22 protein-coding genes are annotated in these 26,133 nt (G+C 52.1%); 3 read left to right on the top strand and 19 right to left on the bottom strand.

The genetic code is table 11. The features are described from left to right. Positions 1 to 156 precede the first annotated feature (156 nt). The 19 genes from Q8O96_RS09620 to mtnA form a co-directional block, all read right to left on the bottom strand. Positions 157 to 1,101, bottom strand: coding sequence for an SDR family oxidoreductase (locus Q8O96_RS09620; RefSeq protein ID WP_305948711.1), 945 nt, complete (start codon positions 1,099 to 1,101; stop codon positions 157 to 159). Further along, the gene (locus Q8O96_RS09615; protein WP_207166354.1) at positions 1,101 to 1,868 is read right to left on the bottom strand and encodes a glycosyltransferase family 2 protein; all 768 of its coding nucleotides are present in this window, start codon (positions 1,866 to 1,868) and stop codon (positions 1,101 to 1,103) included. The genes Q8O96_RS09620 and Q8O96_RS09615 overlap by 1 nt, the downstream gene beginning before the upstream one ends. Positions 1,869 to 1,877: 9 nt before the next feature. Then, positions 1,878 to 3,287 (bottom strand): mannose-1-phosphate guanylyltransferase/mannose-6-phosphate isomerase, encoded by a 1,410-nt coding sequence (locus tag Q8O96_RS09610; protein WP_102860860.1) that lies wholly within the window; start codon positions 3,285 to 3,287, stop codon positions 1,878 to 1,880. A gap of 39 nt (positions 3,288 to 3,326) precedes the next feature. Continuing rightward, positions 3,327 to 4,412 (bottom strand): glycosyltransferase, encoded by a 1,086-nt coding sequence (locus Q8O96_RS09605; protein WP_207166355.1) that lies wholly within the window; start codon positions 4,410 to 4,412, stop codon positions 3,327 to 3,329. Positions 4,413 to 4,418: 6 nt separating this feature from the next. After that, positions 4,419 to 5,573 carry a glycosyltransferase family 4 protein gene (locus Q8O96_RS09600; protein WP_102860858.1) on the bottom strand — a complete coding sequence of 385 codons (1,155 nt, stop codon included), beginning with the start codon at positions 5,571 to 5,573 and terminating at the stop codon, positions 4,419 to 4,421. After that, positions 5,570 to 6,757: a glycosyltransferase gene (locus Q8O96_RS09595; protein WP_146036382.1), complete on the bottom strand. Its 1,188-nt coding sequence runs from the start codon at positions 6,755 to 6,757 to the stop codon at positions 5,570 to 5,572. The genes Q8O96_RS09600 and Q8O96_RS09595 overlap by 4 nt, the downstream gene beginning before the upstream one ends. Further along, complete coding sequence (locus Q8O96_RS09590; RefSeq protein WP_242553879.1) at positions 6,754 to 7,314, bottom strand: DapH/DapD/GlmU-related protein; 561 nt, start codon at positions 7,312 to 7,314, stop codon at positions 6,754 to 6,756. The genes Q8O96_RS09595 and Q8O96_RS09590 overlap by 4 nt, the downstream gene beginning before the upstream one ends. 61 nt (positions 7,315 to 7,375) lie before the next feature. Continuing rightward, positions 7,376 to 8,353: a GDP-L-fucose synthase gene (locus tag Q8O96_RS09585; protein WP_207815057.1), complete on the bottom strand. Its 978-nt coding sequence runs from the start codon at positions 8,351 to 8,353 to the stop codon at positions 7,376 to 7,378. 1 nt (position 8,354) lies between these two features. After that, the gene (gene gmd, locus Q8O96_RS09580) at positions 8,355 to 9,479 is read right to left on the bottom strand and encodes a GDP-mannose 4,6-dehydratase (protein WP_102860854.1); all 1,125 of its coding nucleotides are present in this window, start codon (positions 9,477 to 9,479) and stop codon (positions 8,355 to 8,357) included. A 599-nt stretch (positions 9,480 to 10,078) separates the two neighbouring features. Further along, positions 10,079 to 10,369: an integration host factor subunit beta gene (ihfB, locus tag Q8O96_RS09575; RefSeq protein ID WP_102860853.1), complete on the bottom strand. Its 291-nt coding sequence runs from the start codon at positions 10,367 to 10,369 to the stop codon at positions 10,079 to 10,081. 146 nt (positions 10,370 to 10,515) lie between these two features. Further along, positions 10,516 to 10,797 carry a hypothetical protein gene (locus Q8O96_RS09570; protein ID WP_207166357.1) on the bottom strand — a complete coding sequence of 94 codons (282 nt, stop codon included), beginning with the start codon at positions 10,795 to 10,797 and terminating at the stop codon, positions 10,516 to 10,518. A 199-nt stretch (positions 10,798 to 10,996) separates the two neighbouring features. After that, complete coding sequence (gene rpsA / locus Q8O96_RS09565) at positions 10,997 to 12,691, bottom strand: 30S ribosomal protein S1 (protein ID WP_007931318.1); 1,695 nt, start codon at positions 12,689 to 12,691, stop codon at positions 10,997 to 10,999. Positions 12,692 to 12,812: 121 nt separating this feature from the next. Beyond that, positions 12,813 to 13,502: a (d)CMP kinase gene (gene cmk, locus Q8O96_RS09560; RefSeq protein ID WP_011062580.1), complete on the bottom strand. Its 690-nt coding sequence runs from the start codon at positions 13,500 to 13,502 to the stop codon at positions 12,813 to 12,815. Continuing rightward, the gene (locus Q8O96_RS09555) at positions 13,499 to 15,706 is read right to left on the bottom strand and encodes a bifunctional prephenate dehydrogenase/3-phosphoshikimate 1-carboxyvinyltransferase (RefSeq protein ID WP_305948751.1); all 2,208 of its coding nucleotides are present in this window, start codon (positions 15,704 to 15,706) and stop codon (positions 13,499 to 13,501) included. Before Q8O96_RS09555 ends, cmk begins: the two co-directional genes overlap by 4 nt. Before the next feature lie 28 nt (positions 15,707 to 15,734). Next, on the bottom strand, positions 15,735 to 16,847 hold the full coding sequence (hisC, locus tag Q8O96_RS09550; RefSeq protein ID WP_305948710.1) for a histidinol-phosphate transaminase: 1,113 nt from the start codon (positions 16,845 to 16,847) through the stop codon (positions 15,735 to 15,737). A gap of 10 nt (positions 16,848 to 16,857) precedes the next feature. Beyond that, entirely contained in the window at positions 16,858 to 17,952 is a 1,095-nt protein-coding gene (pheA, locus tag Q8O96_RS09545; protein ID WP_016964092.1) for a prephenate dehydratase, read from the bottom strand. After that, a complete protein-coding gene (gene serC, locus Q8O96_RS09540) occupies positions 17,952 to 19,037 on the bottom strand; it encodes a 3-phosphoserine/phosphohydroxythreonine transaminase (protein WP_305948709.1) in 1,086 nt (361 codons plus the stop codon). Before serC ends, pheA begins: the two co-directional genes overlap by 1 nt. A gap of 64 nt (positions 19,038 to 19,101) precedes the next feature. After that, positions 19,102 to 21,771, bottom strand: coding sequence for a DNA gyrase subunit A (gyrA, locus tag Q8O96_RS09535; protein ID WP_102860848.1), 2,670 nt, complete (start codon positions 21,769 to 21,771; stop codon positions 19,102 to 19,104). A 353-nt stretch (positions 21,772 to 22,124) separates the two neighbouring features. Next, complete coding sequence (mtnA, locus tag Q8O96_RS09530; RefSeq protein ID WP_305948708.1) at positions 22,125 to 23,201, bottom strand: S-methyl-5-thioribose-1-phosphate isomerase; 1,077 nt, start codon at positions 23,199 to 23,201, stop codon at positions 22,125 to 22,127. 108 nt (positions 23,202 to 23,309) lie between these two features. On the opposite strand from mtnA, the gene Q8O96_RS09525 reads away from it, so the two are divergent. The 3 genes from Q8O96_RS09525 (at position 23,310) to mupP (ending at position 26,077) form a co-directional block, all read left to right on the top strand. After that, positions 23,310 to 24,641, top strand: a complete 1,332-nt coding sequence (locus Q8O96_RS09525; protein ID WP_115580655.1) for a TRZ/ATZ family hydrolase — start codon at positions 23,310 to 23,312, stop codon at positions 24,639 to 24,641. Between the two features lie 62 nt (positions 24,642 to 24,703). Next, the gene (ubiG, locus tag Q8O96_RS09520; protein ID WP_092312023.1) at positions 24,704 to 25,402 is read left to right on the top strand and encodes a bifunctional 2-polyprenyl-6-hydroxyphenol methylase/3-demethylubiquinol 3-O-methyltransferase UbiG; all 699 of its coding nucleotides are present in this window, start codon (positions 24,704 to 24,706) and stop codon (positions 25,400 to 25,402) included. A 3-nt stretch (positions 25,403 to 25,405) separates the two neighbouring features. Beyond that, positions 25,406 to 26,077 carry an N-acetylmuramic acid 6-phosphate phosphatase MupP gene (gene mupP / locus Q8O96_RS09515; protein ID WP_102860845.1) on the top strand — a complete coding sequence of 224 codons (672 nt, stop codon included), beginning with the start codon at positions 25,406 to 25,408 and terminating at the stop codon, positions 26,075 to 26,077. Positions 26,078 to 26,133: the final 56 nt, after the last annotated feature.

Genomic DNA, 26,133 nt, shown 5'->3' with positions numbered 1-26,133 from the left:
GCAGATATTGACTATCTTCAACCACCCTCAAAAAAACAAAAATATGACTAAAAAGATAAAAAACAAACCCCGCCATTAAAACTTGCAAATCCATCAGTAACGACAGAAGCAATTCCACGTAAAAAGCACTTAATTCAAGCTCTACAACTGATTTAATTATTTTCTACGCTTGAACCCATCAACCGTTTTTCTCAATGCCTCGTCAACCCCAATCACCGGTTGCCATCCAAGAACCTTCCTAGTTTTTTCGACATCAACTTGCAAAGAACCAAGAAGACGCTGAGCCTGAGACTTTTTACCAAGAACCTGAAAAATCGCACGTAGTAAAAACGTAGGAACTGGCAGCAACCAAGTATTACGCCCCAAAGCCCTTCCAACACGTTGAAAAAGCTGAGTCGCAGTTAAATCTTCATCATCACTGACAAGAAATACTTGATTAGATGCATCAGGGTGATTCATACAAGTAAAAATCAAATCAACCAAATTATCCAATGCAACAAAACTACGTTTATTCACCAGCCTGCCAAAAGGTAATGGAATTCCGCGATCTAACCAGGAGATCATATTATAAAAGTTAGCTTTTACTCCATCACCATAAACTAAAACAGGCCTGATAATCACAACATCCATTTCTGAATCAGCGGCTATCTCCAGTAAACCCTGTTCCGCCTCAAGCTTCGAGATTCCATAATAATCAGAAGGCGCAGGCTCGTCATCGGCACGAAATGGTCGATCGGAGCTTGTAACTTCACCATTGACCTTGATTGAACTTAAAAAAATAAATCTTTTAACTCCACTCGCCAATGCCTCCCGCGCCAAATTTAATGTCCACTCGGTATTCACCTTACGGTATTCGGACAAAGCATTGGGCGAATACTCATCCATTACATGAACCCTTGCAGCAGCATGGATGACAACATCAACACCAAGCAGCGAGACGTTTTCAGTTTCTAAATTAACGACATCATGTACAGCACATTGCAAAGGAGAACTAGATTTACGAACAGCGGCGGTAACTTTAATATCATTAAGTGAAGCTAAGCGCTGTAAAACTGCCCCTCCGACAAAACCACTTGCCCCAGTTAGAAACACATGCATCATTACCTCATACTCCTAGGCTTACGGAACAACTCATACAGTTTGAAGGGGAGCTTTAAAAGCACCATAAATATATTCGTATACAAACCATTGTTCCTGCAAGCAGTCACTATCTCTAAATTAAGCCTCAAACTACTCTTAAACCCAGAAGTACTAACACCGCCCGAGCGCATACGCACAAGGACTTTATTAATATATAAATACTTCAAACCATGTACATAAAGCTGACGAACGAACATTTCGTAGTCAGCAGCAATTTTGTATTTAAGCGAATAAGCACCAACCTTTTCATATGCAGATTTACGAATAAAAGTAGCAGGATGAGGAGGCATCCAGCCAAAACGCAATCGCCATACAGAAAATCTATTAGCACGATAAAACCGCGTAACTTTCTTTAGGTCGGACGGTTCAACAAAAACAACATCGCCAAAAACAATATCAACTTCTGGTTTTTTATCAAATGCACCAACCACATAAGACAATATGCTTTCACTTTCGTAAAAATCGTCTGAATTCAATATCCCTACGATATCGCCAGTAGCTAAAGCGACACCTTTGTTCATCGCATCGTAGATCCCGTTATCTTTTTCTGTTACAAAAGTACTTATTTTATTTCCGTAAGATTTGACTATATCGATAGTTCCATCATTAGAACCACCATCCACAACTATATATTCAACATCGACATAATCTTGAGACAAAACCGACTCAATAGTATCTTTAATAGTAGAAGAACTATTATAACAAACGGTAACAATAGAGACTTTCAAGCACACCTCTTAGACACGGCCATACAAATCTTCAAACCTTACAATATCATCCTCCCCAAGATAGGAACCAGACTGTACCTCAATCAGCTCTAATGGAATTACACCTGGATTTTCAAGAGTATGCATTTGCCCTATAGGGATATAAGTAGATTGATTTTCTGCAACTAGATAAACTTTATCACCATTAGTAACTTTTGCTGTACCACTAACAACAACCCAATGCTCCGCTCGATGATGATGCATTTGCAATGACAATTTAGCACCAGGATTAACCGTAATACGCTTGACCTGATAGCGAGCACCATTGTCTATAGAATCATAGACACCCCAAGGTCGATATACTTCCCGATGATTCTTATATTCGGAACGACCAGAGGACTTTAGCTTTTCAACAATTTTCTTTACTTCTTGAACATGCTCTTTATGAGCAATCAGAACCGCGTCCTTGGTCTCTACAACGATTAGATTATCGACTCCAACAGTACTAACCAAACGACTTCCAGAATAGATATAGTTATTAGTAGAGCCTTCTACTATTACATCACCACGGCAAATATTTCCCTGAGAATCCTTATCTCCTACATCCCATAATGCGGCCCAAGAACCAATATCACTCCAGCCAGCATCCATTGGCACAACAACTGCATCTTTCGTTTTTTCCATCACCGCATAGTCAATCGACTCATCTGGACATTTTTCAAACTCATCACGTCCCACCCGAGTGAAATTCATGTCCTGCTCCCCCTTGCACAAAGCTTCACGACAAGCGCTCAGGATGTCAGGGCGGAAATGCTCTAGCTCACACAAATAACGGCTGGCACGAAACATGAACATGCCACTATTCCAGAGATAACAGCCACTCTCCAAATACGAGTTAGCCAATTCCTGAGGTGGTTTCTCGACAAATCGAGCCACTTCAAAACCACCACTTTCTAAGCCTGCACCCTTCTGGATGTAACCATAGCCTGTTTCAGGATGAGTAGGGTTAATGCCAAAGGTAACCAACTTTCCATCAATAGCTAATGGCAGTGCTTTATGAATACAGGATTGAAAGGCTACAACATCATTAATTAAATGATCAGCCGCCAAAACAAGCAATATAGGATCTTGACCATTCAAACATTCTTGAATTGCAACTAACGCAACTGCAGGTGCGGTATTCCGACCAGCGGGCTCCAATAGAATATTAAACTTTTCTAGACCTTGTTGCCTTAACTGTTCGGCTGCCAGAAAACGGTGATCTTCATTACAAATCACGCGTGGCGTAGCCGTTTCCAAACCGTTCAAGCGAGCGATAGTCGCTTGCAACATGGACATTTCAGCATCTGCCAAACACAGGAACTGCTTAGGATTTAGCTGGCGGGAGAGCGGCCATAGACGAGAGCCCGAACCACCTGCCATAATTATCGGAACTAACATAGATTTTCTCTTCAACTAAATTAAAATCATAGCAGTAATTTATTTTTCAACAGCAATTTCTAGAATTCTTCGCCCAACAGACTCCCAATCTTTTGGAATCATCTTCAATTGCTCGCTCCAATCGGGCCAATACCCAGTAGATAGCTTTCTATGTAACTCATCAACTGCACATCTCAAAGACTCGACATCATCAACCACAAAATATATAGCCTGATCTCCACACAGGGCTCTGGCGTATTCAAGATCGGGACAAACTATAGGAATGCCAATAAACATCGCTTCAACAAGCGGAAAACCATAGCTTTCATCTTTAGACAAAAACAAAAGAGCATCAGCAAGATTATAAGAGTCTAACATTCTCTGCGACGATAGCCGCCCACAGCAATGAATCCAGGAAATATCCTTAGCAGGGTGAGCCTCTTGCTCAATGGTTAACTCAAGGCTCTCGACTGGCCACTGTGATGCACTATTAGCTTGTATACTATCCAGTAGTTTATGATTTTTATGTGGATAGTCGGCAGCTGGATAAAACAAACGTAACGGAGCATCAGTTGCCACGACTCGTCCCCCACGCACTACTCCTGCGTTAAGAAGCCAGTTAGGTACAGGTTGAGGTACAACATGTACTCGTGCTCTTAACGAAGGATAAGATTTAATAAGAGCATCACGCATTAGCGCTGTCTGGACTATAAATGCTTGTGCATATCTTATGTTAAGAGAAAATATCCACCGAAAAACCAAAAACTTTAGACTTGATTTATTCCAACTAATCTTATCAGGAACTAACAAGTGCGAATTTTGCACAAAAACTGTTTGTTTTGCACTACAACGAATAGGCAGATCCCCCATAACCAAAAGAGGAGTGTCTCCACCAAAGCGTCTACCGAAGAATACACATTCCAAAAAACGAGAAATCGAATTCGGGAGATACCTTCTATAGTAGAATTTATTTATAGAGTTATCATCGACCACATACTCAGAAAGCTCTCCAACACTTGGAAGATAGAGTTCCTTAAGTCTGATACTTTCACATTGCTCAAGTGCTGGTAGCAACGACTTCAGCAATTGCACTGCCCCCAATCCCGCAATATTTGTTAGATGTAAACGAACGCTCTTTACGCTCATAAAAAACTACTCCAAATACCAGGGCGAAGAAACTTCTTTTCGCTTTAAACCCTTTACCTGCATTATAGACAGCATGTAACCTGCAGCAACATCAGGTTGAATTGCGATAGCCGCGACATTTGTAGCAGAGGTTAGCTCTTGAGAGAGCTGTGAGTCCTGTAAAAAAACCTCAAGCGTTTTTTTAAGTGAATGAGGTTCTTGAATATTAAAAATCATACCAGCAGTAAAACGCTCTAAAATAACACTTGCTCCAACTTGATCACTACAAATTACAGGAACGCCAGCGCATATAGCCTCATTCACGACAACTCCCCAGCCATCGTGCCTACTCGGTAGTACCAAAACATCATATCGTGCAATCACTTCTTGAGCGGAGCCAAAAGGAATTACTCCACAGTACCTAACCGTCACACCATCAATATTGTAAAGTCGTGGCTCCCCTGAACCATAGACATCAAGCACAACACGATCACCTAAGCTGCTAACAGCATCTATTAGCAAGTCCAACCCTTTTCTTGCAATCAAGGCTCCCACAAAAACAATTCGAAGTTTTTCATTCTTTGAATATACCCCTGACGGCCCTGGAGAATCAGACTTCAATGAAGGTATAAAATAGCCAAATGGAAATATTTTATCACTAGAGATACCGGCTTTAGTGTATTGAATAATTGCTTTTTTTGATATTGCAAACACCCCTGAAACCCAACGATTAAGCACTAAGGCATAAAGCCTGTAGATATAAGGTCGTGCTCTAGCTTTAATATTTGCAATAGCAAACTTATCTTCAGAAAAATAGCCAAGAGAAATAGGTGAGTATGGTTCGGACACGAGATAAAATTCGACCTTGAACCAAATTGCCAGTAACAAACAGTAAATCATCTTAATACTTTGGAAGGCACTTCCAAATATATGAACATCCCTTTGATGCTCACGCATATGCCTGTAACAATATTGCATCCATTTTTTTTGTGGGATTAATCTTCTATCTATAGACCCGACTTGAGTATCAAGCCAACCTTGAGAACGACGAGTATTATCCTCAAGTGTCAAGACATAAGCTAACAAAGGAGACTTTGCTTGTTGGGAAAGCTCCTCATAAGTATAAGCCTGATGATCAGTCAAAACTGGTTGCCAAGTGATGAAAGAACGGGGTTGAGTCATGATATCTCCCCAGTAATGAAATCAAGGACCGCCTGACCAGCCGACAAAGGTGAACAACGCTCAAGGACAATCAAGCTACCTTTCTCAGCACAACTTCGGCCTAAATCCGTGTCATCGACAACCAGCTTCAATATATCTGCTAGCTCTTTCGGATCATTTGATCCTAAGTATAAGGCACCCTCCCCCAAAACTTTACGGACATCACTGATATCCGTACTTATCACCAATAGCCCAGCTTCCGCAAACTCAATGACCTTTGATGGGAAAGTTGTGTCGGCCATCTCGCCGCCGATAGGTTTCAATGCCAGACCAGCACAGCATCGCTCAAGGATTTCTATATATTCAAGATTAGTTGTACGGCCATGAACCGTAACTTTAGGAAAACCATCTTCTAACGCTAGCTGCTTAAGAGCATCTAACCCTTCACCTTTACCGGTAACTTGAAAGGACAGTTTTTTAACCCAGAGCTCCTCACTTCTACGAAGCATACGAACAGTATCAATTAGTAAATTTACGCCCGTATCCGCGCTAAGAGTTCCCCCCATCAAAACATGACGTTCAGGCTCCAACCATGAAATACACTTAACTTTAGGAGTTGAGACAGAACCATAGTAGCAATGAATAGGTCGAATAGCCGTTCTACTGGCCAAAGCGCTACAAGCAAGAAGGGCCCCATTCGAACAGTACCGATCATAAACCCACACCAAGAAGCGATTCCATCGAACTTTTATTACAGTTTGCTTTGCATTGAAATTTTCACCATCTTCTAAGTCCAAGAAACGTCTATAACCCGTAAAAACAGAAATAAAAAGAAGAGGCAGATAGGCACTCATCCTATTATAAAAAACAACTGACCTTGAGGGACTTTTTGAAAGACGAAACAACATTCCAATCAATGAGAATAGAGAAAGCACTTGAGAAAAAAAACGGACATGAGAGAAAGAAGAATAAATAACAGATATACCATTAACTCTCTTAGCCTTACGGCCGTAATATTTAAGTGCCCCATTAGTACTACCTCGACCCAAGCTCAAAACATAGGGCCTCGCTCCGGCGGTACGCAATGCCTGACACAGCATAAATACTTTACGAGATGCTGCAGGACTGTCGCTACCAATTCCCCTTTCGGTACGAGTTGCATCATCCAATGCATTACAAACTATGAGCACAACTGGTTTTTTCACTGCAATTGCCTCTTTACAATGGAGGGGACACCCGCAACTAATGTATTTTTAGGAACATCGCGAACCACAACAGAACCAGCGGCGATAATGGCCCCATCACCAATTGTCACACCACCAAGAATCAAACTTTTTGCCCCAATCCAACAACCATTGCCTACTAATATTGGACGAGCAATACCCTGACCAGCTCGTCGAGCTTCACCACCAATGGCATGGCTTCCTAAAACAAACTCTACGCCTGGCCCAATATCACAATCAGAACCTAATCTTATTTCAGCTTCTATGTTAGTATGAAAAACAACACCTGGACTCAACCAGGTTCTCTCTGCAATGCTTAAAGAACCTCGACCATATATCCAGCCGCGGCCACAAAACTTCACTCCTCTCGCAAGATTCACACCGGCAATACGCCACAGCAAGTATCGCAGGCCAAAAAAACGAGAAGGAGGTAATATAGAAAGAACTAAATTTATTAAATGCCTCAGCATAATACTCAACTCATCTAAAATGAGCACCTTGGATAATAATACAAAGAAACAAAAAACTGACCACCCCAACTCTCGCTCTGCAAGAATATGCGGTGGTCGAATTACACATAACTAACAGACTGATTGTTAATCAGCTTGAGCGAGCTTTAAGCCCATTTTCTGAAAACCATTCATACGCCTCACGCAACCCTGATCTCAAGTTGATACTTGACTTCCAGCCTAAAAGTTCAATACGTGAAACATCCATTAGCTTTCGAGGAGCCCCATCAGGTTTAGTGGCATCAAATATCACCCTACCTTTAAATCCAGTAACCTGAGAAATTGTCTCTGCCAACTCTCGAATAGTACAGTCTTCGCCAGTTCCAACATTAATGTGTGAGAGCATAGGCTGAGTGTGCCGCTCATAAACATCTCGCGACAGTTCCATAACATAGACTGACGCGCTGGCCATATCGTCGACATGTAGAAACTCACGCTTCGGCGAGCCACTCCCCCAAATAACCACTTCATCCTTATTATACAAAACAGCCTCATGAAAGCGACGAAGTAACGCAGGTATCACATGAGAATTATCTGGATGATAATTATCATTAGGGCCATACAAATTAGTCGGCATTACACTTCTATAGTCTCGACCATATTGACGGTTATAACTTTCACACAACTTGATTCCAGCGATCTTCGCAATCGCATAGGGCTCATTTGTTGGCTCCAACTTCCCCTGCAACAAATCACTTTCAGCCATTGGCTGAGGAGCTGCTACAGGATAAATGCAAGAGGACCCCAAAAAGAGCAATTTCTGCACACCATTCATATGCGCAGAGTTAATCACATTAGTCTGCATTACCAAGTTTTCATAAATGAATTCTGCGGGATAGGTATTATTCGCATGAATACCCCCTACTTTCGCCGCAGCCATGTAAACTTGTTTAATTTTATTTTTAGAAAAAAAACCTTCAACAGCCCGCTGATCAAGAAGATTTAATTCGTTTCTATCTCGAGTGATTAGATTTTTATAACCCAGACTTTGCAACCGACGCATTATGGCTGAGCCAACCATCCCATTATGACCAGCAATAAATATGCCGTCTTCCTGATAATTAGTCATATCAGTTCTCCAAAGAAACAGGCAGATCGTAACCATGCTTCTTCAGCAGCGCATGTCGTTTGGCTACCTTAAGATCTTCACAGATCATCTCAGCACACATTTCTTGAGCCGTAATTTCTGGAGTCCAGCCTAACTTCACTTTAGCTTTAGTAGGATCACCTAACAATGTTTCCACTTCGGCAGGACGGAAGTAGCGCGGATCGATACGCACAATCACGTCGCCTGGCTTCAACGACGGAGCGCTATCCCCCACGATAGACTCAATGAAGCCTTTTTCTTCTAGGCCACTTCCCTCAAAACGAATTTTTATTCCTAGCTCGGCGGCAGACCATAAAATAAAATCACGAACAGAATATTGCACACCAGTAGCTATTACAAAATCTTCAGGCTTATCTTGCTGAAGCATCATCCATTGCATGCGTACGTAATCTTTGGCATGTCCCCAGTCACGAAGTGCATCCATATTCCCCATATACAAACACTGCTCGAGACCTTGAGCAATATTGGCTAATCCCCGAGTAATTTTTCGAGTAACAAAGGTTTCACCGCGACGTGGTGATTCATGATTAAAAAGAATTCCGTTACAGGCATACATTCCATATGCCTCTCTGTAGTTTACAACAATCCAGTAAGCATATAGTTTTGCAACAGCATATGGGGACCGTGGATAAAATGGAGTTGTTTCACGCTGCGGAACCTCCTGAACTAGCCCATAAAGCTCCGAGGTCGAAGCTTGATAAAAACGGGTTTTTTTCTCCAGCCCCAATAAACGGATTGCCTCTAAGATACGCAGCGTCCCCATTGCATCAACATCCGCAGTATATTCAGGAGACTCGAAACTTACAGCAACATGGGACTGAGCCCCTAAGTTGTAGACTTCATCAGGTTTAACTTCTTGAATGATCCGAGTTAGATTTGAAGAATCAGTTAAATCACCATAATGCAAAATAAAACGCTGATCATCAACATGTGGATCCTGATAAATATGATCTACTCTTTGGGTATTAAAGGAAGAAGCACGACGCTTGATACCGTGGACCTCATAACCCTTTTCCAGCAGAAACTCTGCCAGGTATGATCCGTCCTGCCCTGTAATACCAGTAATCAATGCTTTTTTAGCTGTCATTTCCACTTCCTAAATCTACAGTTCTGATATTGCCAAAAAAAAATCACAAACAAAAAAAAATGTCAATAGAAGATAATTATCCGAAAAAACAAAGAAAGGCATAATGGCGTAACTGAAAGCCCTTGACAGATACGAAGATGAGCCTACACATTTTCATCATCAACAGAATCTCTTCGATTATCAATGCTTGGGTATATACCATGTAACATCATTGTATTTTGATGCCAGTTTTACACTCTGGCAATATCGAAACGTCTAAGAGCGCATACTCATCTAAAAAACAAGCAGAACCCTAGCAATAGGAGCCGTACAATTCCAGCGTTATTTTGCACCGAGGATGGGCAACCTTCATACAAGGATGCTATTAGAGGCTACTGCTGGCCAAATCAACTAGCGATGACCTGACAACTCAAAATATAAAGCATGTGGGCGGGCAATCTAGCAAAAACCACCGAATACTTCGGCAAAAAAATACATCCCCCCCCCCAAAAAAATAGAACTTCTCACGAAGAAGAAATTCATTCTGGCATACTTATCCACTCCAATTTCAAATCAGCACCATCATGCATTTACGGCATCCGAATAAAAAATGAAGACCATTAGATAATATCATCCTCATTGACTCTATCCCTTAATTCCTTACCCGGCTTAAAGTGAGGCACAAACTTCCCATCCAAACTAACAGATTGACCTGTTTTAGGATTACGCCCAACACGCGGAGCACGGTAATGAAGGGAAAAACTACCAAACCCTCGAATCTCTATTCGATCCCCAGTAGCCAGACACTGAGACATTTGCTCAAGCATAGTCTTGATAGCCAACTCGACATCCTTGGATGACAGCAGCCCTTGATGGGTGACAATTCGTTCGATCAACTCCGACTTCGTCATATTTTTCCCTTCTTTTTCAAGCAGCTAGGTCAGTGCTCAAAAGGTTTTAGCATGCTCTGAAGGTTTTGAACAGCCCAAGAACTGCGCAGATAACACAAACTCCTTTTGCCAGTGATAGAGACGCAGAGATGTAAACTCAGGCCTTTCTATCGACACATCACGAGCATCGTACGCGTGAGGTACCCCGCCGGATTCCAGCCGAAGGGAAAATCTCCCTCCTCGTCCTTGGCGTCGCTCGACTTAGTGATGATTTTGTAACCACCAGCCTTACATTCGCTCGCAGCACGCCTGTAGCACTGCCCCCAATCCGCTCCCAAACCTGAACAATCGATCTCAATACCACTGACCCCACGAACAGCATGAGTCTTTACATTGGTCGCACAACCAACCAACAAAAGAACCAAAACAATCATAACCAGCCTGCTCATGCTCTTCCTTATAGCAGCCCCTGCTGCTCGAATGATGCACATCCAAGGCAAAGCCTAGCTCCGAATATGCAGCCGGCCACCTAAGAAAGAGACAGCTCACGGTACGTGTTGGTTTCCCTTGCGGAGAACTCTCAAACTAACGATTTTGGAGCAAAAAAAAAGAGCGACCGAAGTCGCCCTTTTTATGGTCTGACAGAACTTAGTTCTGCTTTTCCATCTGTGCACGCAGCAGGTCGCCCAGAGTGGTAGGACCAGCAGCGATATCCGAAGCAGCTGGCTTGTCGCGCAGGCTCTGGATAGCTTCTTTCTCGTCTTCAACGTCTTTCGACTTGATCGAGAGCTGGATTACACGGCTCTTACGGTCAACGCTGATGATCTTGGCTTCAACTTCTTCGCCTTCTTTCAGAACGTTACGCGCATCTTCGATGCGGTCGCGGCTGATTTCGGAGGCTTTCAGAGTAGCTTCGATATCGTTAGCCAGGGTGATGATGGCGCCTTTGGCGTCAACTTCTTTTACAACACCCTTAACGATTGCGCCTTTGTCGTTCTCTTGAACGTACTCGGAGAACGGATCGCTTTCCAGTTGCTTGATACCCAGGGAGATACGCTCGCGCTCTGGGTCAACCGACAGGATAACGGTGTCCAGTTCGTCGCCCTTCTTGAAGCGACGTACGGCTTCTTCGCCCACTTCGTTCCAGGAGATGTCGGACAGGTGAACCAGACCGTCGATGCCACCGTCCAGACCAATGAAGATACCGAAATCGGTGATCGACTTGATGGTGCCGGAGATCTTATCGCCCTTGTTGAACTGGCCAGAGAAGTCTTCCCACGGGTTGGACTTGCACTGCTTGATGCCGAGGGAGATACGACGACGCTCTTCGTCGATGTCCAGAACCATAACTTCCACTTCGTCGCCGACTTGTACGACTTTCGAAGGGTGGATGTTCTTGTTGGTCCAGTCCATTTCCGAAACGTGCACCAGACCTTCCACGCCTTCTTCCAGCTCAGCGAAGCAGCCGTAGTCGGTCAGGTTGGTTACACGAGCGGTAACGCGGGTGCTTTCTGGGTAACGAGCCTTGATAGCAACCCATGGATCTTCGCCCAGTTGCTTCAGGCCCAGGGAAACACGATTGCGCTCGCGATCGTACTTCAGAACCTTGACATCGATCTCGTCGCCAACGTTGACGATTTCGGAAGGATGCTTGATACGCTTCCAAGCCATGTCAGTGATGTGCAGCAGGCCATCGACGCCGCCCAGATCAACGAATGCGCCGTAGTCGGTGAGGTTCTTGACGATACCTTTGACTTGCTGACCTTCCTGCAGGGATTCCAACAGAGCTTCACGCTCAGCGGAGTTCTCGGCTTCGAGGACGCTACGACGGGAAACGACAACGTTGTTGCGTTTCTGGTCGAGTTTGATGACTTTAAACTCGAGCTCTTTGCCTTCCAGGTGCGTAGTGTCGCGCACTGGACGGACGTCAACCAGAGAACCTGGCAGGAACGCACGGATGCCGTTAACGTCGACTGTGAAGCCGCCTTTAACCTTACCGTTGATAACGCCCTTGACCACTTCTTCGGCTGCGAAGGCTGCTTCCAGAACGATCCAGCATTCAGCGCGCTTGGCTTTTTCACGGGAGAGCTTGGTTTCACCGAAACCGTCTTCAACCGAATCCAGAGCAACGTGAACTTCATCACCAACATTGATGGACAGTTCGCCAGCATCGTTGTAGAACTGCTCAAGCGGGATCAGTGCCTCAGACTTCAGACCAGCGTGAACAGTTACCCAACGCGCTTGGTAGTCGATGTCGACGATAACACCGGTGATGATGGAGCCTGCCTGAAGGTTCAGGGTTTTTAGGCTTTCTTCAAAGAGTTCCGCAAAGCTTTCGCTCATTTTAATTCCTGTTGATAAGGGCGAAGAATACGCCCATCTGCCACATCCCAGACAATGTGGGTTACGTTCATATAAAAGAAAGATCGCAGGACTATGACTGGTCCCCCGCGATCCTCCTTGTTCACCCGGCGATATCGCGGATGGCGATCTCACTCAAGATGCGTTGCAACACCTGATCGATGGACAACTCCGTGGAATCCAGCTGTATGGCGTCGGCCGCCGGCTTGAGCGGGGCTACCGCTCGCTGGGTGTCGCGCTCGTCGCGCGCACGTATCTCATCTAGCAGACTCGACAGACTAACACCATCGACTTTTCCCTTCAACTGCAAGTAACGCCGACGGGCACGTTCCTCGGCACTGGCAGTCAGGAAAATCTTCAATGGCGCATCAGGAAACACCACGGTGCCCATGTCGCGACCATCCGCAACCAGGCCCGGCGGCTCTTGGAATGCACGCTGACGCTGTAACAAGGCATCACGCACAGCCGGCAGCGCTGCCACTTGAGACGCCCAGGCTCCAACCTGCTCATTGCGCAGGTCGTCGGTCACATCATCGCCCTCGAGGATGATCCGCTGTGGATGATTTTCAGTGGCACCGAGAAACTGCACATCCAGATGAGCTGCCAACAACTTCAGCGACTCTTCGTTAGTCAGGTCAACGCCATGATTGCGTGCGGCGAAAGCCAGCAGCCGGTAAAGAGCCCCGGAATCCAGCAGGCACCAACCCAGATGCTTGGCCAGCTTGCCAGCAATGGTGCCTTTACCTGAACCACTTGGCCCATCAATGGTGATCACGGGCGCCTTGATATTCACGACTGAGCCTCTTGCGCGACACGAATCCCCACCTGCACGCACAACGCAAGAAAGTTCGGGAACGAGGTAGCAACGTTCGCACAGTCGTGGATACGAATCGGCGCATTGGCACGCAACGAAGCAACGCTGAATGCCATGGCGATACGGTGATCACCATGACCGTGCACTTCACCGCCCCCAATCTGGCCACCCTCAATAATGATGCCGTCAGGAGTTGGCTCACACTTGACTCCCAAGGTCAGCAAGCCATCAGCCATTACCTGGATACGATCGGACTCCTTGACCCGCAGCTCTTCCGCGCCACGCAGCACAGTACGCCCTTCGGCGCAGGCGGCAGCTACGAATAGCACGGGGAATTCGTCGATCGCCAATGGCACCAACTCTTCAGGAATCTCGATCCCCTTGAGCTTGGCAGCACGCACATGCAAATCGGCAACCGGCTCACCGCCGACTTCGCGCTGGTTTTCCAGACGAATATCAGCGCCCATGAGGCGCAGGATATCTATCACGCCAGTACGGGTCGGGTTGATTCCCACATGCTCCAGCACCAACTCAGAGCCTTCGGCGATGGAAGCAGCTACCAGGAAGAACGCCGCAGAAGAAATGTCTGCCGGGACTTCGATATGAGTTGCCTTGAGCTTACCGCCCGACTCAACCGATGCAGTTGCACCGTCAACACTCACCGGGTAGCCAAAACCACGCAGCATACGCTCAGTATGGTCGCGGGTCGGTGCTGGCTCTGTGACGGTGGTCTTCCCCTCAGCATACAAGCCAGCCAGCAGCAGACAGGACTTAACCTGGGCACTGGCCATTGGCAAGGTGTAGGTCAGCCCTTTGAGCTTGTGACCACCACGAATCACCATTGGCGGGCGACCTTCGGCCGCTGTCTCGATCACCGCACCCATTTCCCGCAGCGGGTTGGCCACGCGATTCATCGGACGCTTGGACAGCGAGGGGTCCCCCGTGAGGGTGCTGTCGAAGCTCTGCGCAGCCAGCAGACCGGAGAGCAGGCGCATCGAAGTGCCGGAGTTACCCAGATAGATCGGGCCCGGCGCTGGCTTCAAGCCATGCAGACCCACACCATGAATAGTCACACGCCCATGGTGCGGACCTTCGATGACCACCCCCATATCGCGGAAGGCCTGCAGCGTCGCCAGAGCATCCTCACCCTCGAGAAACCCCGCGACTTCGGTGGTGCCCTCAGCCAGGGAGCCAAGCATGATCGAACGGTGGGAAATCGATTTGTCGCCCGGTACACGAATCCGCCCAGACAGGCGGCCACCAGGATTTGCCAGGAAAATCAGATCGTTGGAGTTCATAGCGTCCACATAGGCCCGGCGGGCCAGGATTTTACCGAAATGCTCGCGGGCAACCCGGGCGCGAGTGAATACGCCCAACAACTGATGCCCGTCCCCTGCATTGACCGCGTCGCGCAAGGCGTCGAGATCGTTGCGAAATGTATCGAGTGTGCGCAGAACTGCTTCGCGGTTGGCGAGGAAGATGTCGTGCCACATGACCGGGTCGCTGCCGGCGATTCTCGTGAAATCGCGGAACCCGCCCGCAGCGTAACGGAAGATATCGAGATTTTCACTGCGCTTGGCCAGGGAGTCGACCAGACCAAATGCCAGTAAGTGCGGCAGGTGACTGGTCGCTGCCAGAACTTCGTCGTGGCGCTCGACCTGCATGTGCTCGACATCAGCCCCCAACTCACGCCAAAGCTTGTCGACCAGATCCAGCGCGGCAGGATCGGTTTGCTCCAGAGGCGTCAGAATCACCTTGTGACGACGGAACAACTGCGCATTGGAGGCTTCGACGCCGCTCTGCTCGGAGCCGGCAATAGGATGCCCCGGGACGAACCGAGCTGGCATACCCGCAAAGGCCGCCTGCGCCGCACGCACCACATTACCCTTGGCACTGCCAACATCGGTCAGCACCGCCGCCCCCAAATCCATGCCAGCCAACATTGCCAGCAGTTTTTCCATGGCCAGGATCGGTACCGCGAGTTGAATCACATCGGCACCCTGGCAAGCCAGAGCCAAGTCTTCCTCACAGCGATCCACCACCCCCAGCTCAACCGCCAACTGGCGGGACTGCGGATCCAGATCGACACCGACCACTTCGCGACATACACCACTTTCGCGCAACCCCTTGGCAAAGGAGCCACCAATCAACCCCAGGCCGATCACTACCAGGCGACCGATCATAGGCACAGCAGATTGCATTGGAATGACATCAACCACGGGCCAGAACCTTGGCCAAAGCCTCAAGGAAGCGAGTATTTTCCGCAGGCAAGCCAATGGTGACGCGCAAATGGTTCGGCATGCCGTAGTTAGCCACCGGACGCACAATCACACCTTCACGCAACAACCCCTGGAACACTGGCGCAGCTTCACGCCCCAGATCCACGGCGATGAAATTGCCCTTGGAAGGGATCCAGCTCAACCCCAGATCACGGAAACCCGTCTCCAGCTGCTGCATGCCCGACTCATTCAGTCGACGGCTCTCAGCCAGGTAATCCTCGTCCAGCAAGGCGGCACAGGACGCCGCCAAAGCCAGGCTGTTGACATTGAATGGCTGACGCACCCGATTCAGCACATCCGCCACCACCGGGGTCGAGAGACCATAACCAACCCGCAAGGCCGCCAGACCATAGGCCTTGGAAAAGGTCCGTGACACCAGCAGGTTCGGGTAGGCTGCCAGAAAGTCCAGACCGTCAGGCAGGTCGCTGCCTTCGGCATACTCGATATAGGCCTCATCCAGCACTACCAGCACATGGGCAGGCACGTCCTGAAGAAACTCATCCAGCGCCTCGGCACTGAACCATGTCCCTGTCGGGTTGTTCGGATTAGCGATGAACACCACACGGGTCTGCTCATCGATCGCCTGGAGCATGGCCGGCAAATCGTGCCCCCAGTTGTTGGCGGGAATTACTTTTGCCTGGGCACCGACTGCCTGGATCACGATGGGGTAGACGGCAAACGCGTGTTCACTGAACACGGCATTCAGGCCTGGCGCCAGATAGGCGCGAGCCACCAACTCCAGAATGTCGTTGGAACCGTTACCCAGGGTTACCTGCTGGATCTCCACACCACAGCGCTCAGCCAACAGGGACTTGAGAGCAAAGCCGTTGCCATCAGGGTAACGGGTCAGCTCCGCCAGCTCGTCGCGAATCGCTGCTAGCGCCTTGGGGCTGGCGCCCAGCGAGTTTTCATTACTCGCCAGCTTGACGATGGTGGCCGGATCGATGTCCAGCTCACGGGCCAGTTCGTCCACGGGCTTGCCCGGAACGTAAGGCGAAAGTTGTTGCACGCCTGGTTGTGCCAGTGCGAGGAAGTCGCCACTCATTGTTAAAGCCTCAGAGAACCGCTTTCGGGTAGGAACCTAGCACCTTGAGTGCCACTGCTTCCTGACTGATCTTCTCCAGCACATCCTTGATCAACGGATCACGGTGGTGGCCAACGAAGTCGATGAAGAACACATAGGTCCATTTGCCGCTGCGCGAGGGTCGGGTCTCGATGCGCGTCAGGTCGATGCCGTTGTCGTGGAACGGCACCAGCAGCTCGTGCAACGCACCGGGCTTGTTGCTCATGGAGACAATGATCGAGGTCTTGTCGTCGCCAGTCGGCGGCACTTCCTGATTACCGATCATCAAGAAGCGCGTGGAGTTGTCCGGACGATCCTCGATTTTCTCTGCCAGTCGCGTCAGGCCATACAGACCCGCTGCCATATCGCCGGCGATAGCCGCCGAATTCCATTCGCCCTTGACCCGTTTGGCCGCCTCAGCGTTGCTGGACACCGCCACGCGCTCGACATTCGGATAATGGGCGTCCAGCCACTTGCGGCACTGGGCCAGGGACTGGGCATGGGAATAGATACGGCTGATGCTGTCGGTCTTGGTGTTCTCGCCTACCAGCAGATGGTGGTGGATACGCAGCTCGACTTCGCCGCAGATCACCATATCGTGTTCGAGGAAGCTGTCGAGGGTATGGTTGACCGCGCCCTCGGTGGAGTTTTCCACCGGCACCACGCCGAAATTAACCGCACCGGCCGCCACTTCGCGGAACACTTCGTCGATCGCCGCCATCGGCTTGCTGATCACTGCATGACCGAAATGCTTCATGGCCGCAGCCTGGGTGAAAGTGCCTTCGGGACCGAGATAAGCCACCTTCAGCGGCTGCTCCAGCGCCAGGCACGAAGACATGATTTCGCGGAACAAACGCGCCATCTCTTCATTACCCAGCGGCCCCTGGTTGCGCTCCATCACCCGCTTGAGCACCTGAGCCTCGCGCTCGGGACGATAGAATACCGGCACTTCGCCTTCTGCCAGGGAAGCCATCTTCACCCGGGCAACTTCCTGAGCACAACGCGCACGCTCACTGATCAACTCCAGAACCTTCTCGTCCAGAGCATCGATGCGCAGGCGCAGGGCCTTGAGTTCTTGCTCAGACATCAGCCGTGTTCCTTCTCGAACTCCGCCATGTAGGCTACCAGCGCATTGACTGCGTTGATGTCCACGGCGTTATAGATGGAGGCGCGCATGCCGCCCACCGAGCGATGGCCCTTGAGGTTGAGCAGGCCACGAGCCTCGGCGCCAGCCAGGAACGGCTTGTCCAGGCGATCGTCGGCCAGGCGGAACGGCACGTTCATCCACGAGCGGTCGGACTTGTTGATCGGGTTGCTGTACAGGCCGCTGGCATCGATGAAGCCATACAGGGTGCGCTGCTTGACTTCGTTGAGCTTGGCGATGGCTTCCACCCCGCCCTGCTCCTTCAGCCATTCGAACACTAGGCCGGACAAGTACCAAGCCAGGGTCGGCGGCGTGTTGTACATCGAGCCGTTATCCGCAGCGACCTTGTAGTCGAGCATGGTCGGGCACAGGGAACGGGCACGCCCCAGCAGGTCTTCGCGAATGATGTTCACCAGGATGCCGCTAGGACCGATGTTCTTCTGCGCGCCGGCGTAGATCATGCCGAAACGGGAGATATCCACAGGGCGCGAGAGGATGTCGGAAGACATGTCGGCCACCAGGGGAACATCGCCGGTTTCTGGAATCCAGCCGAACTCCAGGCCTCCAATGGTTTCGTTCGGCGCGTAATGCACATAGGCGGCGTCCTTCGACAGCTGCCATTCGTTCTGGCCGGGAATTGCAAAGTAGTCATAAGGCTTGGCAGTGGCCGCGACATTGACCTGACCGTAGCGGGAAGCCTCTTCGATGGCTTTCTGCGACCAGATACCGGTGTCGATGTAGTCAGCCTTGCCGCCTTCTGGCAGCAGGTTCAGTGGAATCTGGGCAAATTGCTGGCTGGCGCCGCCTTGCAGAAACAGCACTTTATAGTTCGAGGGGATATTCAGCAGATCACGCAGATCCTGCTCGGCCTTGGTGGCAATGGAGACGAATTCATCACTGCGATGACTCATCTCCATGACCGACAGGCCCTTGCCATGCCAATCCAGCAATTCGGCCTGGGCACGCAACAGGACAGCTTCAGGTAGCGCAGCGGGACCTGCGCAGAAGTTATAGGCTCGTTTGCTCACATCCACTCTCGCTATGCATTCACGGTAGCGGACAGAGCAAACACTCTGCCCTGCTACGATTTATTTAGTCTTTCGACTCTTCTTCGCCTGCGGCGTCTGCCTGTTGGCCATCGGTTGCATCATCCGGCTCGGCTACCGTATCCAGCACGGTACCCTCGAATTCAGCGCCCTCTTCACCTTCGTACTCTTCGCCTTCGATCTCCGATGGCTCCTGCACCCGCTCCAGGCCTACCAGGGTTTCATCGCTGGCCAGTTTGATCAGGGTCACGCCCTGAGTGTTACGACCCAGGCTCGACACTTCGTCGACACGGGTACGAACCAGGGTGCCCTGATCGGAAATCAGCATGATCTCCTCTCCGTCCAGCACCTGGACCGCGCCTACCAGGCGGCCGTTACGCTCGTTGCTGACCATGGCGATAACGCCCTGACCGCCACGCTTGTACTCTGGGAACTCGCTGATGGCCGTGCGCTTGCCGAAACCACGCTCGGAGGCGGTGAGAATCTGGCTGCCCTCTTCCGGAATCAGCATGGAGATCAGCTTCTGGCCTTCGGCCAAACGCATACCGCGTACACCACGAGCGGTACGGCCCATGGCACGCACGTCGGACTCCTTGAAGCGAGTCACCTTGCCACCATCGGAGAACAGCATGACTTCACGCTCGCCATCGGTAATCGCAGCGCTGATCAGCACGTCGCCTTCGTCCAGCTCCAGGGCGATCAAACCGACGCTACGCTGACGACTGAAGGATTCCAGCGGGGTCTTCTTCACGGTGCCGTTGGCGGTGGCCATGAAGATGTAGTGACCTTCGGTGTATTCCTCTACCGGCAGCATGGTGGTGATGTACTCGCCATCGTCCAGCGGCAGCAGGTTCACCAGCGGACGGCCACGAGCAGCGCGGGATGCTTCAGGAATTTCGTAAGTCTTGAGCCAGTACACCTTGCCCTTGCTGGAGAACAGCAGCAGCGTGGTGTGACTGTTGGCTACCAGCAGGTGAGCAATGTAGTCCTCATCCTTGACGCCAGTAGCGGATTTACCTTTACCGCCACGACGCTGAGCCTGGTACGCAGCCAGGGGCTGGGTCTTGGCATAGCCGCCGTGGGAAATGGTCACCACGCGCTCTTCTTCCGGAATCATGTCGCCCAGGGTCAGATCGAGACGTGCATCGAGGATCTCGGTGCGACGCACATCACCGTATTCGGCACGGATCACTTCCAGCTCTTCGCGGATCACTTCCATCAGGCGCGTGGCGCTGTTGAGGATGCGGATCAGCTCGCCGATCTGGTTGAGGATCTCCTGGTACTCGGCCAGCAGTTTTTCGTGCTCAAGACCGGTCAGGCGGTGCAGACGCAGCTCCAGAATGGCTTGCGCCTGCTCCGGGGACAGGAAGTACTTGCCATCGCGCAGACCGTATTGCGGATCGAGGTTTTCCGGACGGCAGGAATCCGCGCCGGCACGCTCGACCATGGTCATCACCGCGCTGGATTCCCATGGCGTGCTGATCAGCGCTTCCTTGGCTTCCGACGGTGTTGGCGAGGCCTTGATCAGGGCAATGACCGGGTCGATGTTGGACAGGGCAACAGCCTGGCCTTCAAGGATGTGACCGCGCTCACGCGCCTTGCGCAGCTCGAACACGGTACGACGGGTCACCACTTCGCGACGGTGACGAACGAAGGCTTCCAGCAGATCCTTGAGGTTGAGGATCCGCGGACGGCCATCGATCAGCGCCACGATGTTGATGCCGAACACGGCTTGCAACTGGGTCTGGGCGTAGAGGTTGTTGAGGATCACCTCGGGTACTTCGCCGCGACGCAGCTCGATGACCACGCGCATACCGTCCTTGTCGGACTCATCGCGCAGTTCGGTGATGCCTTCGAGTTTCTTCTCTTTCACCAGCTCGGCGATCTTCTCGATCAGGCGGGCCTTGTTCAGCTGGTAAGGCAGCTCGGTGATGACGATCTGCTGGCGGCCACCCACCTTGTCGATGTCTTCGATGATCGAGCGGGCACGCATGTAGATGCGGCCACGGCCGGTGCGATAGGCCTCGATGATGCCTTCGCGACCGTTGATGATCGCTGCGGTCGGAAAGTCCGGGCCGGGGATGTACTGCATCAGCTCGTCGACAGTCAGCTCGGGATTGTCGATCAGCGCCAGGCAACCGTCGATGACTTCACCGAGGTTGTGCGGCGGAATGTTGGTCGCCATGCCCACGGCAATACCGCTGGAACCGTTGACCAGCAGGTTGGGGATCTTGGTCGGCATGACCGCCGGGATCATCTCGGTGCCGTCGTAGTTCGGCACCCAGTCCACGGTTTCCTTGTGCAGGTCGGCCAGCAGCTCGTGCGCCAGCTTGGTCATGCGCACTTCGGTGTATCGCATGGCCGCCGCGTTGTCGCCGTCGACCGAACCGAAGTTACCCTGGCCGTCTACCAGCAGGTAGCGCAGGGAGAATGGCTGGGCCATACGAACGATGGTGTCGTACACCGCGGTATCACCGTGCGGGTGATACTTACCGATCACGTCACCGACAACACGGGCAGATTTCTTGTACGGCTTGTTCCAGTCGTTACCGAGCTCGCTCATCGCGTACAGCACACGCCGGTGCACGGGCTTCAAGCCATCGCGCGCATCAGGCAGTGCCCGCCCGACGATTACGCTCATCGCGTAGTCGAGGTAGGACTGTTTCAGCTCGTCTTCGATATTGACCGGGAGGATTTCTTTGGCCAGTTCGCCCATGAGAAGCCTGATTCCTTTTTCTGGTGAAACTTCGTCACATCCATATGGGACGAACGAAGCTCGCCGCTGCAGGCCTAGTGCCATGCACCGACTTACGACAAATCAACAAGTTATGCCATGGATTTGCGCAGTGAAGGCAGTCGCATCGGACCGCCTTGGAAACCGCCGGATGTTATCACAATCGCCGCCACGCACCTATCCCCCTGACGCGCATGGAGCATAGTTAGTTGACCGATGACAGCCTGATAAGAGACGAGAGAGGCTCAGAGGCCAAATTCGCACACATTTATGTGTTTTTTCCGACTCGGCGGCCCACCTCGGAAGTCATAGACAGCAACCTTCGAGGCCGAACATCAATGCAAGCGCTTACGGCACATCAATTGCGCCATCTTTGCTGCATCCGGACGTTCGACGACGCCCTTTTCGGTGACGATGGCATCGATCAGGTCCGCGGGCGTCACATCGAACACCGGATTGAAGACCTCCACATCCGCCCCCACCCGCTTGCCAGCGAGCTCCAGCAACTCTGCGGCGTCGCGCTCCTCGATGGGAATGTCGTCCCCACTGGCCAGATTCATGTCGATGGTCGAACTGGAGGCCACCACCATGAAGCGCACGCCGTGATGCATGGCATTGACCGCCAGCTGATAGGTGCCGATCTTGTTCGCCACATCGCCATTGGCGGCGATTCGGTCAGCACCGACAACGACCCAGGTCACACCTTTGGTCTTCATGATGTGGGCGGCGGCAGCGTCGGCGTTCAAGGTCACAGGAATGCCATCACTGGCCAACTCCCAGGCTGTCAGGCGCGACCCTTGGAGCCAGGGCCGGGTTTCATCGACATGAACTCGCTCCACCATGCCTTCCAGCCAAGCCGCACGAATCACCCCCAGAGCCGTGCCGAAGCCACCGGTCGCAAGAGCGCCTGTATTGCAATGAGTCAACAAGGCCTGGGGATTGCCCTGATGCCGACGAATCAAATCCACGCCCAGCTGAGCCATGGTCAGGTTGGCCTCACGATCACTCTCATGGATCGACATGGCTTCGGCTTCCAGCGCCGCCAGCGGCTCAGCCTGATCCTTGACCCGATCCAGACGCTCGCGCATGCGATTCAAGGCCCAGAACAGATTGCCACCGGTCGGGCGAGACTCCGCCAACAGGGCAAAATCCGCCTCCAGAGCGGCCAACCAATCGCCGCCTACGGCAAAGCGCGCACGAGCTGCCAGGACCAGACCATAAGCTGCGCTGATGCCAATGGCTGGAGCGCCGCGCACCACCATTGAACGAATCGCCTCGGCGACCCTGGCCGCGCTGTCGCAGGCAACCCAAGTCTCCTCGAAGGGCAGGTTCCGCTGATCGAGCAGGTACAGAGTGTTATCCCGCCAATCAATGGCCTTGACCTTCTCCGCAGCCAACAGACGATCGCGCATCCCTCACCCCGTACTCATGAACAAAAGCCGCGGATTATAGCGATCCCCCCGCCAAGACGCTCGGGTATACTTCGCCATCCTTTATATGAAGCCCTGGACCGATATTCGATGCCGAACCGTGAGACTGCGCTCGACCTGCTGCTGTTACCGACCTGGTTGGTGCCAGTGGAGCCAGCCGGCGTCGTCCTCAAGGAACACGGCCTGGGCATCCGCGACGGGCGCATTCTGTTCATCGGCCCGCGAGCCGAGGCATTGAAGCTTCGCGCCACTGAAGTTCGCGAACTGCCCGGCATGCTGCTCAGCCCGGGACTAGTCAATGCCCACGGGCACGCAGCCATGACGCTGTTTCGCGGCCTGGCCGACGACTTGCCACTGATGACTTGGCTGGAAAAGCATATCTGGCCCGCCGAAGCCAAGTGGGTGGATGAAGCCTTCGTCCGTGACGGTACCGACCTGGCCATCGCCGAGCAGATCAAAGGCGGCATCACCTGCTTCTCTGACATGTACTTCTTTCCGAAGGTTGCCAGCGAGCGCGTTCACAACAGCGGCATACGCGCCCAACTCGCCATACCGATCCTCGACTTCCCCATTCCTGGAGCCCACGATGCCGACGAAGCCATTCGTCAGGGCGTCGAACTGTTTGGTGATCTCAAGCACCACCCAAGGATCAAGATCACCTTCGGCCCCCATGCGCCCTATACCGTAGGCGATGAGAATCTGGAAAAGATCCGGGTGATCGCCGAAGAACTCGACGCCTCGATCCACATGCATGTGCATGAAACCGCGTTCGAAGTGCAGCAATCCCTGGAGCAGCGTGGCGAGCGCCCACTGGCGCGCCTGGCTCGATTGGGCCTCCTGGGGCCGCGCTTCCAGGCGGTTCATATGACCCAAATCAGCGATGACGACCTGGCTTTACTGGTAGAAACCAACACCAGCGTCATTCATTGCCCGGAATCCAACTTGAAACTGGCCAGCGGCTTTTGCCCGGTAGAGCGCCTGTGGCAGGCCGGGGTCAACGTCGCGGTGGGCACCGACGGCGCGGCCAGCAACAACGATCTGGACCTGCTGGGGGAAACTCGTACCGCCGCACTACTGGCCAAGGCCGTGGCAGGTTCGGCAACCGCCCTGGATGCCCATCGCGCCCTGCGCATGGCCACCCTTAATGGCGCCAGAGCCATGGGGCTGGAAAGCGAAGTGGGCTCTCTGGAAATCGGCAAGGCCGCAGACATGGTGGCCTTCGACCTGTCCGGTCTGGCCCAGCAACCGATTTACGACCCCGTGTCGCAACTGATCTACGCCACTGGCCGGGACTGCGTGAAACACCTGTGGGTCGCCGGCAAGCAACTGCTGGATGACCGGCGCCTGACTCGCCAGGACGAACAACAACTGAGCGCCACCGCCCGCAACTGGGGCCAGCGCATCAGCGGCCACGCCCAATAACCCGGACCTTGAGCGGACGCTCGAGGCCCAACAGAGAATTTCTTAGCTTTGGAGTATCACCCATGAGCAACGTCGACCACGCTGAAATCGCCAAATTCGAAGCCCTGGCCCATCGCTGGTGGGACCGCGAAAGCGAATTCAAGCCCCTGCACGACATCAACCCGCTTCGGGTCAACTGGATCGACGAACGGGTCAGCCTGGCCGGCAAGAAAGTCCTCGACGTCGGCTGTGGCGGCGGCATCCTCAGCGAGGCCATGGCTCAGCGCGGCGCCACCGTGACCGGGATCGACATGGGCGAGGCACCTCTGGCGGTCGCCCAGTTGCACCAGCTGGAATCAGGCGTCAATGTCGAATACCGGCAGATCACCGCCGAAGCCCTGGCCGAGGAGATGCCTGAGCAGTTCGACGTGGTCACCTGCCTGGAAATGCTTGAGCACGTCCCTGACCCTTCATCGGTGATTCGCGCCTGCTTCCGCATGGTCAAGCCCGGCGGCCAAGTATTCTTCTCCACCATCAACCGCAACCCGAAGGCTTACCTGTTCGCCATCATCGGTGCGGAATACATCATGAAACTGCTGCCTCGCGGCACCCATGATTTCAAGAAGTTCATCCGTCCTTCGGAACTCGGCGCCTGGAGCCGCTCCGCCGGCCTGACCGTCAAGGACATCATCGGCCTGACCTACAACCCCCTGACCAAGCACTACAAACTGGCAGCGGACGTTGACGTCAACTACATGATCCAGACCCTGCGAGAGGAGTGAGACATGGCCATCAGAGCCGTTCTTTTCGATATGGATGGCACCCTGCTCGACACCGCGCCCGACTTCATCGCAGTCTGCCAGGGCATGCGCCGTGATCGCGGCCTGCCGCCGATTGCCGACCAACATATCCGCGACGAAGTTTCGGGCGGCGCCAAGGCCATGGTAGCCGTGACGTTTTCCATGGACCCGGAATCCCCGGGATTCGAGGAGTTACGTCTGGAATTCCTCGAGCGCTACCTCAAGCATTGCGCCGTGCACAGCAAGCTCTTCGACGGCATGGCGGAGCTACTGGCCGATATCGAAAAAGCCAATCTGATCTGGGGCGTGGTCACCAACAAGCCACTGCGCTTCGCCGAGCCGATCATGCAGCAACTGGGGCTGGCCGAGCGCTCGGCGCTACTGATCTGCCCCGACCACGTCAAGAACAGCAAGCCCGATCCGGAGCCGCTGATCCTGGCGTGCAAGATGCTCGACCTGGACCCTTCCAGCGTCCTGTTCGTCGGCGACGATCTGCGGGATATCGAATCCGGCCGCGACGCCGGCACCAAGACCGCCGCCGTGACCTATGGCTACATCCATCCGGACGATAATCCCCGGCACTGGGGTGCCGACGTGGTGGTCAACCATCCGCTGGAGCTGCGCCAGGTTCTGGATAACGCATTGTGCAGCTGCTAAGCGGCAGCAATTCCCGGCTAAGCGCCGGAGACGATCGAATTTCTGTTGAGGCCTTT

The organism is Pseudomonas sp. LPH60 (assembly GCF_030718165.1).
Lineage (GTDB): Bacteria > Pseudomonadota > Gammaproteobacteria > Pseudomonadales > Pseudomonadaceae > Aquipseudomonas > Aquipseudomonas danubii.
The sequence above is the reverse complement of the archived record's forward strand: the minus strand, read 5'-3'. Positions and strand labels throughout refer to the sequence as shown.

What these genes read in the sequence shown, in the direction of transcription:
- hisC (WP_305948710.1), bottom strand. Translation starts at nt 16,847, where the DNA reads ATGAGTGGCGACTTCCTCGCACTGGCACAACCAGGCGTGCAACAACTT.
- Q8O96_RS09620 (WP_305948711.1), bottom strand. Translation starts at nt 1,101, where the DNA reads ATGATGCATGTGTTTCTAACTGGGGCAAGTGGTTTTGTCGGAGGGGCA.
- Q8O96_RS09610 (WP_102860860.1), bottom strand. Translation starts at nt 3,287, where the DNA reads ATGTTAGTTCCGATAATTATGGCAGGTGGTTCGGGCTCTCGTCTATGG.
- gyrA (WP_102860848.1), bottom strand. Translation starts at nt 21,771, where the DNA reads ATGGGCGAACTGGCCAAAGAAATCCTCCCGGTCAATATCGAAGACGAG.
- Q8O96_RS09555 (WP_305948751.1), bottom strand. Translation starts at nt 15,706, where the DNA reads ATGATCGGTCGCCTGGTAGTGATCGGCCTGGGGTTGATTGGTGGCTCC.
- pheA (WP_016964092.1), bottom strand. Translation starts at nt 17,952, where the DNA reads ATGTCTGAGCAAGAACTCAAGGCCCTGCGCCTGCGCATCGATGCTCTG.
- mupP (WP_102860845.1), top strand. Translation starts at nt 25,406, where the DNA reads ATGGCCATCAGAGCCGTTCTTTTCGATATGGATGGCACCCTGCTCGAC.
- mtnA (WP_305948708.1), bottom strand. Translation starts at nt 23,201, where the DNA reads ATGCGCGATCGTCTGTTGGCTGCGGAGAAGGTCAAGGCCATTGATTGG.
- gmd (WP_102860854.1), bottom strand. Translation starts at nt 9,479, where the DNA reads ATGACAGCTAAAAAAGCATTGATTACTGGTATTACAGGGCAGGACGGA.
- Q8O96_RS09525 (WP_115580655.1), top strand. Translation starts at nt 23,310, where the DNA reads ATGCCGAACCGTGAGACTGCGCTCGACCTGCTGCTGTTACCGACCTGG.
- Q8O96_RS09605 (WP_207166355.1), bottom strand. Translation starts at nt 4,412, where the DNA reads ATGAGCGTAAAGAGCGTTCGTTTACATCTAACAAATATTGCGGGATTG.
- ubiG (WP_092312023.1), top strand. Translation starts at nt 24,704, where the DNA reads ATGAGCAACGTCGACCACGCTGAAATCGCCAAATTCGAAGCCCTGGCC.
- Q8O96_RS09600 (WP_102860858.1), bottom strand. Translation starts at nt 5,573, where the DNA reads ATGACTCAACCCCGTTCTTTCATCACTTGGCAACCAGTTTTGACTGAT.
- Q8O96_RS09585 (WP_207815057.1), bottom strand. Translation starts at nt 8,353, where the DNA reads ATGACTAATTATCAGGAAGACGGCATATTTATTGCTGGTCATAATGGG.
- rpsA (WP_007931318.1), bottom strand. Translation starts at nt 12,691, where the DNA reads ATGAGCGAAAGCTTTGCGGAACTCTTTGAAGAAAGCCTAAAAACCCTG.
- ihfB (WP_102860853.1), bottom strand. Translation starts at nt 10,369, where the DNA reads ATGACGAAGTCGGAGTTGATCGAACGAATTGTCACCCATCAAGGGCTG.
- Q8O96_RS09570 (WP_207166357.1), bottom strand. Translation starts at nt 10,797, where the DNA reads ATGAGCAGGCTGGTTATGATTGTTTTGGTTCTTTTGTTGGTTGGTTGT.